Source organism: Chryseobacterium sp. Y16C (assembly GCF_022488405.1).
GTDB lineage: Bacteria > Bacteroidota > Bacteroidia > Flavobacteriales > Weeksellaceae > Chryseobacterium > Chryseobacterium geocarposphaerae.
On record NZ_CP092711.1, the window covers coordinates 4,689,781 to 4,705,586 of the forward strand.

General features: G+C 37.0%; 5 protein-coding genes. 2 read left to right on the top strand and 3 right to left on the bottom strand.

The features are described from left to right. Positions 1-2 precede the first annotated feature (2 nt). From MKS83_RS21385 to MKS83_RS21395, 3 genes are all read right to left on the bottom strand, one after another. On the bottom strand, positions 3-1,034 hold the full coding sequence (locus MKS83_RS21385) for a bestrophin family protein (protein WP_240581260.1): 1,032 nt from the start codon (positions 1,032-1,034) through the stop codon (positions 3-5). Positions 1,035-1,127: 93 nt separating this feature from the next. Further along, a complete protein-coding gene (locus MKS83_RS21390; RefSeq protein WP_240581261.1) occupies positions 1,128-3,200 on the bottom strand; it encodes a thiamine pyrophosphate-dependent enzyme in 2,073 nt (690 codons plus the stop codon). A 75-nt stretch (positions 3,201-3,275) separates the two neighbouring features. Further along, positions 3,276-5,390 carry a S8 family peptidase gene (locus MKS83_RS21395; protein ID WP_240581262.1) on the bottom strand — a complete coding sequence of 705 codons (2,115 nt, stop codon included), beginning with the start codon at positions 5,388-5,390 and terminating at the stop codon, positions 3,276-3,278. Positions 5,391-5,651: 261 nt separating this feature from the next. On the opposite strand from MKS83_RS21395, the gene dnaE reads away from it, so the two are divergent. Both dnaE and MKS83_RS21405 read left to right on the top strand, forming a co-directional pair. Beyond that, positions 5,652-10,334: a DNA polymerase III subunit alpha gene (gene dnaE, locus MKS83_RS21400; protein ID WP_240581263.1), complete on the top strand. Its 4,683-nt coding sequence runs from the start codon at positions 5,652-5,654 to the stop codon at positions 10,332-10,334. A gap of 305 nt (positions 10,335-10,639) precedes the next feature. Beyond that, on the top strand, positions 10,640-15,802 hold the full coding sequence (locus MKS83_RS21405; RefSeq protein WP_240581264.1) for a T9SS type A sorting domain-containing protein: 5,163 nt from the start codon (positions 10,640-10,642) through the stop codon (positions 15,800-15,802). The last annotated feature ends 4 nt before the right edge of the window (positions 15,803-15,806 follow it).

The window sequence follows — 15,806 nt, forward strand, 5'->3', positions numbered from 1 at the left end:
TTTTAAACCAAAACTCCGTTTTTAGAAGAAATAGGATCGGGAAGTTCTGTTTCTCCTACCATTTGTAACAGGTCAATTTCAATAGTTCGGCAGATAGAAAGCATGGGAACATCAAACATTAATCCGGCAAACGGATTTTCTGAATAATCTCCTACCAATTCCATAATAATATAAATCCAGCCTATAATGATGCAGAATGGGATAGAAGTCCAGATTCCCCAATCGCCAAGTTTTGCAAATTCGTTGACTAAACCTAATGGCAGCAACATGATAAAAAGTACATTAAACACGAAAGCTGTACTCGCAAACTGCCTTGGAGAAGGAAATTTTTTAATTCTTTCCGCTTGCCCCTGAAAGTTGTAAAATTCATTGAGGCAAGCCTGTAGCTGCGTCTGGTTGAAATCTGAGATAGCTTTTATATTTTTTAAATCATTGACATCCTTTGCCTGCTGAGAAATCAGGTATGTTGCAAAATTTTTATAATGAGACTGCTGTTCCACTTCTTCCTCAGAAAGATATTTATTTAAGAAAATCGGAGTTCTGCCATAATCGGGAAATCCGGCTTTAATGAGTCTGTTTCGTTTGTGGTTGATATGGTGAGAGTGTTCTTTCTCTGCTTTAATATGCTCCCATTCTGTCGGTACAAGAAGCTGTTCTCTGAATGTATACAGCCATGCAATATGACGGTAAATAATTTTTTTTCTTCGGTCTTCCAAATCAAAAAGCCCTACTTCTTCATTTTCAGTATTGAATGCATAGACCATAGATGCTAGAGAACGGCTGGAATTTACAATTCCACCCCATATTTTTCGGGCTTCCCAAAGTCTGTCGTATGCCTGATTGTTTTTAAAGCCAACCAAAAAAGCTTCTGCAGTACCAATTAAAGCAACAGGAACCCAGGGGATGATCATCCATTCCCAATGAAATATATGAAATAAAACAGCAATCAAAGTGCACCAGATTGAAATCCAGATCAGATGAATTCCGGATAGGTTAAGGACTTGTCTGTAATTGACATATTTCGTGGTAATCATACGCTTATTTTAGAAAAGGATTATTAAAAATAATAAAAGTGCACAAAAAAACCTCTAAAATTTTTTAGAGGTTTAATTTATTTTTTATCTGAATTAATATTTTAGCATTTCTTCGATTTTCGCACTTAGCTTTTCAGCATTGGGAAGCATCGCTTTTTCCAGTACCAAATTGATAGGAACTGCCGGTGTATCCAAAGCTCCCATCGTTTCTACCGGGGCGTCAAGATATTTGAAGCAGTTTTTAGAAATTCTATGTGCAAATGCTTCTGCAAATGAGTTGTTTAATTGTTCTTCTGTTAAAACGATACATTTTCCGTGAGCTTTTACTCTTTCGAAAACTAATTCTTCATCTAAAGGAATTAAAGTTCTCAGGTCAATCACTTCAATTCTTCCATTAAAGTTTTTTGCGGCTTCTTTAGCCCAGTAAACTCCCATTCCGTAGGTAACCACCAATAAAGTTCTACCTTTTTCAGTTTCTTCTTTATCAGCTTCAATGATTACTTTTCCTTTTCCGAAAGGTAAGATGTAGTCTTCTGCCGGTTCAATGGTTTTGGCATCTTCAGTTCCCGGAACTTTACTCCAATAAAGACCTTTATGCTCCAGCATTACTACCGGATTCGGATCATAATAAGCTGCTTTTAATAAACCTTTAAAATCTGCAGCGTTGCTTGGATAAGCTATTTTGATTCCTTTAATGTTGGCTAAAATACTCTCAACGCTTCCACTGTGGTAAGGACCACCACCTCCGTAGGCTCCAATTGGAACACGGATGATATTGCTTACAGGGAATTTACCCTGACTTAAATAACTTGATTTTGAAATTTCCGTAATCAGCTGATTGATCCCAGGATAAATATAATCTGCAAACTGTACTTCAACAATAGGTTTTAAACCCACTGCACTCATACCCGTTGTAGAACCAATAATGTAAGCCTCCTGAATGGCTGTATTGAATACCCTTTTGCTTCCGAATTTCTTTCCTAAAGTTACTGTTTCACGAAAAACTCCACCGATTCTCTCTCCAACATCCTGTCCGTATAATAAAGCTTCCGGATGCTTCCACATCAATTCCTGAATCGCGTGAATCGCAGCATCAACCATCACAATTTTTTCTCCGCCCGCAGGTTCACGGGTTCCTACTTCTTCGGTAATCGGAGTTGGAGCAAACACATGCTGCATTACCGTTTCGGGTTTGGGGTCTTCTGCATTTTTAGCTCTTTCGAAGGCTTCTTCTGCTTCTAAACGGGCTTTTTTGGTGATCTGCTTTAATAATTCTTCATCAACACCGGATTCTAGCAATTGGTTTCTTAGGATTTCTCCCGGATCTTTTGCTCTGTGTTTTGTCAAATCTTCTTCATCTCTATAAAATTCTCTTCTCACTCCGGAAGTATGGTGACCAATCAAGACTGTTTTTGCACAGACAACCAATGGTTTTCTTTCTGTTCTTACAAAATCAACAGCTTTTTTCATGGCTTCAAAGCTTTCTATGAAATCAGTTCCGTCTACTCTCATTCTGCTTAAACCGGTAAATCCTGCTACGAAATCGTAAGCATCACAAGTTCTGGCTTCTTCTTTCGTTACGGAAATTCCCCATTCATTATCCTGAACAAGGAAGATAATTGGCAGTTGATGTAATGCTGAAAACTGAAGTGCTTCACTCACTTCTCCCTCCGTTACGGAATTGTCTCCAAGGCTGCAAACCACAACAGGATTGTTTTCAAATTGTTGTAAGTTAAAATCCTGAATATATTTTATCCCTTGTGCAACTCCTGCAGTCGGAATGGTCTGCATTCCTGTTGCTGAGCTTTGGTGAATGATTTTAGGCTTATTTTCATCTCTGCTCGAAGGGTGAGAATAATAAGATCTTCCTCCGGAAAAAGGATCATCAGCTTTTGCCAATAACTGTAACATCAATTGATAAGGCTCGAAACCAATTCCCAAAAGAATACTTTCGTCTCTGTAATAAGGAGAAACCCAGTCCTCTTTTTTTAATTGATATGCTGTAGCTAATTGAATTGCTTCGTGACCTCTTGATGTACTATGAACGTATTTGCAAATATTTCTGTTTTCTTCATAGATATCTGCCATTGCTTTCGCAAGCATCATATGGTTGTATGCTTTAAGCAGGATATCCTGAGAAACTTTTCCGTGAAGTGTATTTTCCATAGGAAGCAAATATACATAAAAAAACAAAATACTAACAAGTGTTAGTATTTTGTATTAAATGCTATGTTCTAGTAATTATTCTTTAATAACTTTTTTAGAAATTACATCTTTATCAGTTTTCACTTCAATAATATAAACTCCATTTGTATAAGAAGATAAATTAATAGATTCCTGCTCATTGTTAATTATCCCGTTTTGTAATTTTTTACCCGATAAATCATATACTGTATAAGTTGATTTTCTAGGTGCTTTAATTACGTTTACAATATCTTTAGTAAGAGTTGGAGCAACAATAATTCCGCTAGCTGAACCGATTGTTTCTTTGGTGCCTAATAATTCGCTATGTCCGGTTACCATAATTGAATAATTTTGAGGAGCTGCAGTTCCTGCATCATTTACTAATGTCCCTTTATTAGTAATTTCAATCCTGTAAGCTCTACCCGCTACAGGAGCGTCAATTACAACCTGTTCAACATTATCAACAGTATTGTCAGCTTTTGTAGCTGGGGTCATAGGGCTATTGGCTTCTAGTTTCCAAGGATAGTAAATAGTATTGTTAGTAGTATCAATTATTCTTAAATCAATATCATTGATTAGTTTTGAAGTTCTGTTATTGTAAACATCAGAAACAAACTGATAGTTTGGAGTATATTTAGGATCTAACCAGCTAATTGTAACTTTTAAAGGTTCAGAACCTGAAGCTTTAACTGTTTTAGAGTTTGTTACTCCACTTGTTAGTGTTTCATCAGCAAAAATTACTGTGTTGTTAGATTTTCCAACTAATAATTCGGCGCCTTTTTGGGCATTGATAAAACCCCATCCAAATTGAGGATCAGGACCAATATTCCCAGCTTCTGATGCGGAATGAATAGTAAGAACTTTTGAAGAGGAAGCATTTAATAATGCATTATTGAATAATTGTTTATTAATTTGAGTCCAAAGTCCAATTATCCCTGTAACAATAGGAGCTGAAAAAGATGTTCCGCTTCCTCCTGCCCAAACAGAACTTCCAGTTGCACTTGATGCGGCATAATATACATTAGTACCAACAGTTGATATATCTGGTTTAATTCCGCCATCATCTCTTGGACCTGCACTACTGTAACTAGAATGAATAACATCACTTGAAGTGTTATAGCGATAGTTGTTTGTAGTAATAATATCTGTAGCCCCTACAACGATTATATTTTTTGCTAATGAACCAGTACCAATACAGTCATATCCCAATGAACAGTTGTTTGGAGGTATAGTGTCTGTAGATGAAAATGCAACTGTTCCGCTTCCAGAATTATAATATTTAGGAGCGCTAGAACCAGTTCCCGTAGGTCCCATATTGAAATAGTTTCCAGCAGATTTTACAATAATGTAAGAAGGGTTATTATATACAATAGCATCATAGTTAGCATCATTTGTATTATAAGTTCCTTGATAATCATAGAATGTGTTTCCGGACTTATAACCATTGTATGTGAAAGCTGTGTAATTTCCATTAGTGTCATAAGACTCTGTCCAACCTGCATTGACTCCGTAAGAATGATTAGATATATTGGGTTGTGCAATAAGAATTTTTTGAAAAACCGTACTAGTTGTAGTGTTACCTGGTAAAGTTGTTGTGCTGAACATATAGCTATCCATAGTGGAGTTGATTGCAACACCTCTTGCATTTCCAACAAGAACTTGATTGGGGGCAGTTCCTGTATAAAGAGGGGCGTCTTTTCCTCCAATAAAACTTCCTACTCCTGTTGAATGGTCAGAATAAGATTGCGTACTTGCTTCTTTATTACTAATTCTTCCAACGGCATTATTGAAAGCTGTATGTGCCTCGTAAATTCTACCCCCATCAAAAACAGTATATTTAATATTTTCGCCATTAAAAGAACCTGCTAATCCTGTAACATTCCCTGCTGTATTTAACTTGTCAGAATTAGAGTTTTGCAACTGTCTAGTGTCTTCAACTTGTAAGAAATAAGGAATCCCAAAGTTAAATCCTGCTAAATTAGCTCTTAATTCATCAATTTTTTTCTGAGTTTCTGCACTTTTATCATTTCCATACACTTTGGCAACATAAGAATCAAACTTTGCATTGTTCTCTTTGTTTTGTCTCTCAAACTCTCTTTTCAAAGCATCATTATTCTGAGCGCTCACTAAAGCTACAGCCAATGTACTAATTAATAGTAAATGTTTCTTCATAACTGTTAGGGTAATATTTATTATAATATAAGCGCACAAATTTATAATAAATTATCGAATAAATTAAAAAAATAGCAAGGGTTTATTTGTATTTTTGGATAGTATTCCTTTTTTTTAACAAAATGTTGAGTCTTCAATCTTTTTAATTTGAATGTTTTTATTTCTAAAAGGCATATCTAATTATAAGTTGTCTAATGGGGATAAAATTTTAAAAAATTAAAGTAACTTTACATTCTCTTTTAATAAAGCTAGAAAAATTACATGTATTTAGTTTTTGATACAGAAACCACAGGTTTACCAAAGAATTTCAACGCTCCGCTTTCAGATTCAGATAACTGGCCAAGAATGGTTCAGATTGCGTGGCAGTTGCATGATGATGACGGAATATTAATTGAAAATCAGGATTATATTATAAAACCTGAAGGGTATGATATTCCCTTCAACGCAGCGAGAATTCACGGGATCACTACAAAAATTGCCAATGAGGAAGGTCGTGATCTTGAGGAAATTTTAAACGAATTTTCTAAAGTTTTAGAAAAAGTAAGAGTTGTTTCCGGGCACAATGTTGAGTTTGATTACAACATTGTCGGAGCTGAATTTTACAGAAAAAATATAAAAGACAATCTTCAGGAAAAGCCAAGAGCCGATACCATGATTTTAGGTACGGATTTTTGTCAGCTTGGAGGCGGTCGAGGAGGAAGGTTCAAACCACCCAAACTGGAAGAGTTGTATGAAAAACTATATGGTCATAAGTTTGATGAAGCGCATAATGCAGCGGCCGACGTAAATGCAACGGCTCAGGTTTTCTTCGAAATGATGAGAATCGGGGTGATTCCTGCTGAAGTTTTGAAAACTTCTGAAGATCAGCTGGCGTATTTCAAAACATTGTATCCGGATCCGATCAAGCCTTTCAATATTATTATCAGAAGACAGGTTGCTGATTTCAACAATAAGAAAAAACAGCAGGATTTCGGAAGTATTGATGAAATTGATTTAGGTAAATATTTCAATTTCAACAATCACAGTGTTTTTTCCACACTGATGGCTACTTCAAGCATTAATGATTTAATCAAAAAAGCGACTGATGATAATTTTCCAGCCGTCGGAATGGTAGATCTGGGAAATATGATGGGGGCTTTTAAATTTGTTTCTGCGGTTGAAGGAGCGAATGGTGACCGTGCAAAAAAGCATAAAGAATATTTAGCTAAAAAACAGGAAGCGGAAGAGAAAGGAGAAGAGTTTAATGAAGAAGAGCCGGTTTCGGAGCCTTTAATTCCTGTGGTTGGATGTGAGTTTTATATTTCTGACCGTTATGAGCAGAAGCAATTTACGAAAGACGATCCCGACAGAAGAACGCAGGTTGTATTGTTGGCAAAAGATTTTAACGGCTATAAAAATTTAGCAAAACTTTCAAGTATAGGTTTCCTGAAAGGATTCTATTTCGGGGTTCCAAGGATAAGCCGGGAATTGATCGCTGAATACAAAGAAGGTGTAATCGCTTTAACTTCAGGAATTCACGGAGATATTCCGGATGCAATTTTGAATACCGGTGAGCAGAAAGGGGAGGAGCTTTTCAAGTGGTGGAAAGATACTTTTCAGGATGATTTTTATGTTCAGATTCAAAATCACAAACTGCCGGAAGAAGAGCATTTGAATGATGTTTTATTGCATTTCGCAGATAAATATAATGTCAAAATCTTAGCACAGAACGAAACTTTTTATTCTAATAAAGACGATTCTAATATTCAGGATATTGTAAGCTGTATCAAAGATGGTGAAAAACTGACAACTCCTGTAGGAAAAGGCTTTGGTAAGAGAAGAGGTTTGGCGACTGGAGAATATTACATTAAAAATGCAGATGAAATAAAAGAAGCATTTCTGGCGTATCCTGATGCTTTTGAAGCGTATGAAGAATTTACAGCAAAATTTAAACCTTATACTTTAAAAAGAGACGTTCTCCTTCCGAAATTTGATATTCCTGAAGAATTTATTCATGCTGAAGATGAAATTGATGGGGGGAAGCGAGGTGAGATGGCTTATCTTACACATTTAACGTATGAAGGAGCAAAAAGAAGATATGAACCAAATCCAGGAATTACTCCTGAAATTAAAGAACGTTTAGACTTTGAGCTTGAAGTTATCGCCAATACAGGTTATCCCGGTTACTTTTTGATTGTACAGGATTTCTGTAACGAAGCCCGTAAAATGGGAGTTTGGGTTGGTCCAGGCCGTGGTTCTGCAGCAGGTTCTGCAGTAGCTTATTGTATCGGAATTACCAACGTTGACCCGATTAAATATGATCTCCTTTTCGAGAGATTCCTGAATCCTGAAAGGGTTTCCATGCCCGATATTGATATCGATTTTGATGATGAAGGCCGGGATAAAATTATCAAATGGGTAGTTGAAAAATATGGTAAAACACAGGTAGCGCAGATTATTACGTACTCAGTTTTGGGTGGAAAATCTGCGATTAAAGACGCGGGAAGAGTTTTGGATGTTCCGATTCCTGATACCAATAATATAGCCAAACTGATTCCTCCAAGTCCGGGGATGAATATTGCAAAGGCTTTATCTAAATATGACAAGCTGAAACCTGAAGAACAGATGCTTGTCGATGAGATGAAATATGTTCTTAGTACTCCTGATGATGCCCGTCACAGCGTTTTGGCGAGTGCGAAAAAAATGGAAGGCTGTATCCGAAATACCGGGATTCATGCTTGTGGTGTTATTATTACACCTGAAGATGTGAGTAATCTGGTTCCGGTGACGATTGCCGCGAAGGATGCCGATATTTTGGTGTCTCAGTTTGACAACTCCGTGGCGGAAAGTGCGGGACTTCTGAAAATGGACTTTTTGGGCCTGAGAACTTTGACCATCATTAAAGATGCTTTAAAACTGGTAAAAGCCAGACATGGAGTTGATATTGATCCTGATTTGATTCCGCTTGATGATGCTAAAACTTATCAGTTATTTAAAGAAGGAAGAACGGTCGGGATTTTCCAGTATGAAAGTCCGGGGATGCAAAAATACATGAGAGAGCTGAAGCCAACGGTTTTTGCCGATCTTATTGCGATGAATGCCCTTTACCGACCGGGGCCTATTAAATATATTCCGAACTTTATCAACAGAAAGCACGGAATTGAAGAAATTGTTTACGATTTACCGGAAACTGAGGAATATTTAAAAGAAACATATGGTATTACCGTTTATCAGGAACAGGTAATGTTGTTGTCTCAGAAATTGGCTAACTTTACAAAAGGTGAAGCTGATACATTGAGAAAAGCGATGGGTAAAAAACAGATCGATGTTCTTAATAAAATGTACCCGAAATTTATTGAAGGAGGAAGAAAAAATAATCTGAACGAAGAGAGATTAGAGAAAATCTGGAATGACTGGAAAGCTTTTGCTGAATACGCCTTCAACAAATCTCACTCTACCTGTTACGCGTTTATTGCTTACCAAACCGCTTATTTAAAAGCCAATTATCCGGCAGAATATATGGCGAGTGTAATGAGTAATAACATTAACAATACAGATTCTATTACCATGTTCATGGAAGACTGTAAAAGTATCGGGGTTGATGTTTTAGGACCGGATGTGAACGAATCCCAATATAAATTCTCGGTAAATGAAAAAGGACAAATTCGTTTTGGTTTGGGAGCTATTAAAGGAATTGGGGAAGGTCCAAGTGAGGCGATTACCAGAGAAAGAGAAAACGGAAGATTCAAAAATATTTATGATTTCTTTGAAAGAATTTTGCCTTCTCAGATGAATAAAAGGGTGGCGGAAAGTTTAGTATTGGCGGGAGCTTTTGATGAACTGGATTCTTTCCACAGAGGGCAATATTTTGATATTGACATGTCAGGAAGAACCAATCTGGAAAGATTAATCAGATATGGACAAAGTTTCCAGGAAAGTAAAAACGAGATGGAAAATTCGCTTTTTGCTGATTTTGCTGAAGAAGTTCAGATCGAACAGCCAAAATTAGCACCCTGCCCTGAATGGCCCAATATGCATAAATTGAATAAAGAAAAAGAGATTATCGGTTTCTACCTTTCTGCGCATCCGTTGGATGAGTTTAAATATCAGTATCAGTTCATGCAGGGGAGCTTATCTAAAAAAGCAGTGCTTGAAAAAGGGGATGAGACTAAAATAATTGTTGATGAAGTACCGATTTTAGAAAAAGACTCTGTAGATGAGGTTGCGGATTTAATAGAAATTGTTTCTGATGATGTTGTGGCAGGCGAAGAAGAGGAAATTATAGAAGAAGTAACAAAAAAAGCAGAACCAAAAGGTGTTTTCCACTTTCTGAATCTTGATGAGGTTGATGCTTATAAAGAACAGGCTTTTGCCAATAAGCAGGAAGAATTGTTCGAAGAAAAGAAAAAAGACTGGAAGACTTTACAGAAGGAAAGAGAAAACGGTGGTGGTGGAAAAGAATATACTGTTGCTGGTTTGATTACAGAATACGTTGTGAAAGATGGCTTCCGAAGTGGTGAAAAGGTTGCTTTTTTAACGTTGGAAGATTACTCGGGATCATATTCTTTCAGATTAGGAGATCGGGATTATATGAAGCTTAAGGAAAAGCTTGAAGTTCAGAGATTTGTTATTTTAAAGATAAAATTTGCCCAGGTAAAAGACGGAAGGGTTTTTGTGAATGTAAATGATGTAATAGAGCTTCAGGAAGCATTCGAAAGGTTTGCGAAAAGTATCTCTTTAGTAATGGATGTAATGGATTTCCGCCCCGAGGATCTTAGTTTTTTCAGGTCAGTATTAGAGCGGAATCAGGGAAATCAGAAACTGAAATTTTATATCAAAAATGTTGATGATGATTTGAATACCGAACATCTTGAAGTGCAATCGATGAAGCATTCGGTAAATCTGAATGGTGATTTAATAAAAGAGATACAATTGTTGAACAAATATGAGTTTTATCTCAATTAAATCTGTAATATTTTATATATTTTTAGTTAAAAGTGGCTTTTTTTTGTCACTTTTTTTATTTTTTTAATTGTAAAAAAGTTTTGCCAATATTCTTTTTTTGTTGAAATATTGTTGATTTTCAATTTGTTGACTATTAGCCACTTACAAATATGTCTCGCTTTTTTGATTTTTTAATTTAATTCTTTGGGTTGTGTTTTTTGTCAATGGAAATTGTTGTTTCATTAAAAAATATTTAACTAAATATTAATTTTAATTAAAATTATATTGATTGTTTTGTATTTTTACCACAATAATATTTAATAATCATGAAGAAAATTTATCTTTGGCTCTTGTTGGTCAGCAGTTTTGCAACAATGAAAGCACAAACCACGTATTACTCCAAAGCCTCGGCTACGGATTTTACAGCTGTAAGCAGTTGGGGAACTGCTACAGATGGTACAGGTACCTCGCCAACCAGCATTAGCAATGCAGACAATTTTGTTATTCAAAATGCTTCTGTAATGACACTTCCCGCTAATGCCTCTGTCAGACAGCTTACTATTAATTCCGGAAGTTTAACCGTTGCTGCAAATACCCTTACGGTAAGTAAAGCGGGAGCATTTGACTCAACACTGACACTTTCTGGAGGAACTTTAACCGTCTCTGGTGGAAATGTAGTTGTCAACGGAAACTTTAACCTTACTGCAGGAGGAAAGTTAACTCAAAGTGGAGGTAATATTTCCGTTGATGGAAATAATGCAGGGTCAGCTACAGGAAGTGTGACTTCTGGAACATTTATAGTAAACTTTGCGCCTACAGCTAATACAGATATAGATTTATCTGGAGGAACATTTACTATTGTAGATCCACATTATACCACAACAGATACTTTCCAGTGTTCAATACCAACAGCAGGTGCTACTGCAGCCACTGGGACGCATACCTTTAGATTTGGTGATGGAATCTCTACGGATAATGGAGGAACTAACGGTTTTGCTTTTTATAGCTGGAACGGAACAGGGATTTTTAAATTTAAAAATGTAATATTAGAAACTGTTACAGGAGGAACAAACAGATTCTTTTTAGCAAATGGAACTTATAGAAATACAGTTATTACCGGAGATTTAACCATAAATCCAGGGGCGGAATTTAGGAATGCGGGGACTAGTAGCTCTACTGGAGCCAGCTATTTCTTAGGGAATATTATAAATAATGGTACCTTTACAAGTTTGGGAGGAGTAGCTTTTGCAGATGCTACGTCTGCTAGCTCTACATCTTTAACTGTATCTCCAGCAACCAATGCTCAAACTATTTCAGGAAATGGTATTTTTAGAAATTTAACAACGTCTCCCACTGCTAATTTTACAAGCTTAACAATTAATAATTCAAGTGCTGGAGGAGTAAATTTCTCTAATGCTAATTCTTTGTTAAATGGAAGTAATACGGGTACAGTATCAGGAACTTTAACATTTACTAATGGGATTATAAACACTGGTTCCAATACATTTGTCTTAGGTATTAGCGGAGCTGCAGTGGGAACACTTTCTTACACAGCAGGAGGGTTTGGTTCGGGTTCTACATTTAGCAGATGGTACGGAACAGCAGGATCAGGAACAACAATAGCAGCATCAACTGTACCTGCTGCAGGTGCAGGTACTTATCCTTTTGTGACAGGGAATTCAGGTGCTTACAATGCTAACCACTTTCACAGAGCTACTGCAGCCTTAACTACTGCAGGTCAAATGGCAGTTAAATTTAATGGTGCAACTGGTACTTCTTCAATAACTCCTGTAACTGAAAGTTCATTAACTTATGATAGGCAAACGAATGCTAATTGGATCGTAACTACTTCTGCAGGATATGCTTCCTCGGCTGCACATACTTTGGCAATTCAAGGTCAGGGAACTTATATTGCTGCTAGTACAAATGTTGCAGTATTAAGCAATGGAGCGTTGGTAGGGACTGCTCAGGCAGGTACAAACCAGCCTATGGGACAAAGAACCGCAGTGCCTGCTGCAAATATAGCGGCTACTTATACGTTAGCGACAATTGCGGCAGAAATGCCTATAGAATCAGCTCAATCAGGACCATGGGAAAGTACAAGTACATGGGTAGGAGGTGTAGTGCCAAGTTGTGTAAATGCAGCTGTTTTATCAGGTCATACAGTAACTGTAAGTGCTTCTACAACAGCAACTCCTAGCAATATTATTATTAACGCAGGAGGTAATTTATCCGTAACAGGAGGATCTATTACAGTAGGTTGTACTAATAAAAATAATTATGTTAATAATAATGGTACTTTATCAGTATCCGGAGGAAGTCTAGTCGTAAATGGAAATATTAACAATGCTACAGGGTCTACTTTCAGTCAATCAGCAGGGGTAATTGTTGTAGATGGAAATTCTGGAACAGTTGCAACATCGGTATTAACAGGAACGCCATTAGTTTGGTTTCAATCTAATAATGTAAATCTTACGGGCGGAAAACTAACAATTGTTGCAGGGCATATTGGCACAGCGGCTGCCGATAGAGTTATTACTTATGTTCCAACAACAACTCCTTATCCAAACATTACTACTGGACATACTATACAGTTTGGAGATGGTATTTCAACAGTTGCAAACAGTACCAAAGGTTTCGAAACTTCATTAGCAACCAGATTTTATTTTGGTAATGTTATTGTTAATACTTTATCATCGGCAAATGCTTTTGTGGCTTCAAGTTCTTCAACCGTAGTTATAAATGGTAACCTGACAGTTACTGCAGGTGAATATAGAGGAGGAACTACTACTCAGGTTGTTGGTGGTAATATTGTAAATAATGGCACTTTAACTAATACAGGAACTTTGACGTTTGGACAGGTTGCACAGACTGATATGTCAAGTCCGACAATTACTCCACAAACGACAGCCCAGTCTGTAAGCGGCTCTGGAGTATTCAGGAATTTAACAGCTTCTCCAACAGCTAACTTTACAAGTGTAACGGTCAACAATAGTTCTTCGACAGGAGTAACATTTGCAGATGCAAATTCCTTGTTAAACGGAACAAATACAGGTACCGTATCAGGGACATTAACCCTGACAACTGGATTTTTAAATACAGGCGCTAATACTTTTGTTTTAGGAACTTCAGCTACTTCTAACGGAACTTTATCTTATACAGCAGGTGGTTTCAGCACGGGTAGTACCTTTGCAAGATGGTGGCCAATCACTACGGCTACCGGTGCATCTATTACTGCATCAACAACGACCACCGCAACAGGAGCAGGAGTTTACCCATTTGCAACGGGAACAAGTACTGCATTTTCGGCTAGAAACATGTATTTGTATCAAAGTGCTGCTGCTACAACCGGTGGGAAAATTGCAGTACAATATAATAATGTTGCTGGAATAAATACGGTAAACATTGTAGACGGAGCTTATACCGTAGATACACAGGCAAAATCTAATTGGGTTGTTTCTCAATCAGGAATTACGGGAACGCCAACTTATAGTATGGCAATAAACGGGCAGGATATTTATACTGCTGCTAATGGAAACAGTAGAATTACATTAGCTTCAGCTCCAGCCTTAGGAACGCACCAGACAGGAACAAGCTATGTAAATGCACAAAGAACAGCTATTCCGCTGGCTAATTTGGCTGACACTTATTATTTAGGTCTTTCGGTTTCGGATATTCCTTTTATATCTGTGGCAAATGGTAATTGGAATTCCGGTACTACTTGGAGCAAAGGAACAGTGCCTACGTGTGCAGATGTGGTACAAATTGCATCAGGTACAACAGTAACAGTAAATTCTGCGGGTAATACATCTAGAAATGTTACAATTAATGCAGGAGGAACATTGGTAAATGCTTCAGGTGATTTAACGATAGGTTGTACATTAAATAATAATTTCCTGGCCAACAACGGAACATTGACGGTTTCAGGAGGAACATTAAATATTAATGGAAATATAGCAGTTAATTCCGGAGGTAAATTTAATCAGTCAGGAGGGCAGGTAAATGTTGATGGAAACAATGCAGGTTCTGCTACAGGAAGTGTGGCCTCCGGAACATATATCGTAAGTTTTGCTCCAACTGCTAATACTGATATTAATCTTACTGGAGGAACCTTTACTATTGTAGATCCACATTACACTACCACCGAGACTTTCAGAGTAACAGTGCCTACAGCAGGAGCAATTTCGGCTACAGGAACACATACATTTAAATTTGGTGATGGAATCTCTACAGATAATGGAGGAACTAATGGATTTAATTTTTATAGTTGGGCCGGAACAGGAATTTTTAAATTTAAGAATGTTGTTTTGGAAACTGTTACCGGAGGATCAAATAGATTTTTCTTAGTCAATGGAACATATTATAATGTTGTTATTAATGGAGATCTAACGATTAATTCTGGTGCGGAATTTAGAAATTCCGGAACTAGTACAACCACTGGAGCAAGTTATTTTACAGGTAACATTATAAATAATGGAACATTTACTACGTCGGGAGGGTTAAGTTTTGCAGATGCTACATCTGCATCATCCACTTCACTTACTGTTTCGGCATCAACTAATGCTCAAACTATATCAGGAAGCGGAGTGTTTAGAAACTTAACAGCTTCTCCTACAGCTAATTTAACTTCGCTGACTGTTAATAATTCAAATCCGGCAGGTGTTACTTTAAATGTTCCTTTGTCAGTAAGTGGTACATTGACTTTAACACAAGGATTTGTAAATACAACCAATACTAACTTATTGACATTAGGTACTGCAACTGCGGCGGGTACATTATCTGGAGGTAGTACTACTGCTTATATAAAAGGACCATTTGCTAGAACTATTGGTAATGCGAACACAAGCTATATATTATATCCTGTGGGTAAAACTGCCTATGCTCCAATTTCATTGTCGCCGGCAACTACTGCGGTAGCTAATATGAAAGCAGAAGCATTTGATACCAACTCAGGAACAGCATCTGCTACAATTCAGAATTTATCTGCGACAAGAAGATGGGAAGCTCCTTTAGTATCTGGTACTTTCACAACAATTAATGTGAGATTAGGAGATAATGCAATTACAAATGCTAATTTCCCGGTAATTGCACCAACAGCAAGTGGAATATATGATAGTTTGTTTGGTACTACAGGTACTTATGCTGCCGGTACACCAAATACAACACAGTCTACTACTGCATTGGCGGCGGCTAGTTATACAGGTTTCCTATCTTATGCGGAAATAGCTGCTGCACTTGGTACGCAAGAAGTGGCATCTAATGATAAAGAGATAAAAGTCTATCCAAACCCATTCACTGATGTATTGAATATCTCAGATGTCAATAATGTAAAATCTGTTTCAATAGTAGATATTTCAGGAAGATTGGTGAAAACATTTGATAAGCCAAGTACAACACTTCATTTAGGAGAATTGAATTCAGGAATGTATTTAGTTGTTCTGAATATGAAAGATGGTTCTAAACAAACTATTAAAGCAATAAAAAAATAGTATT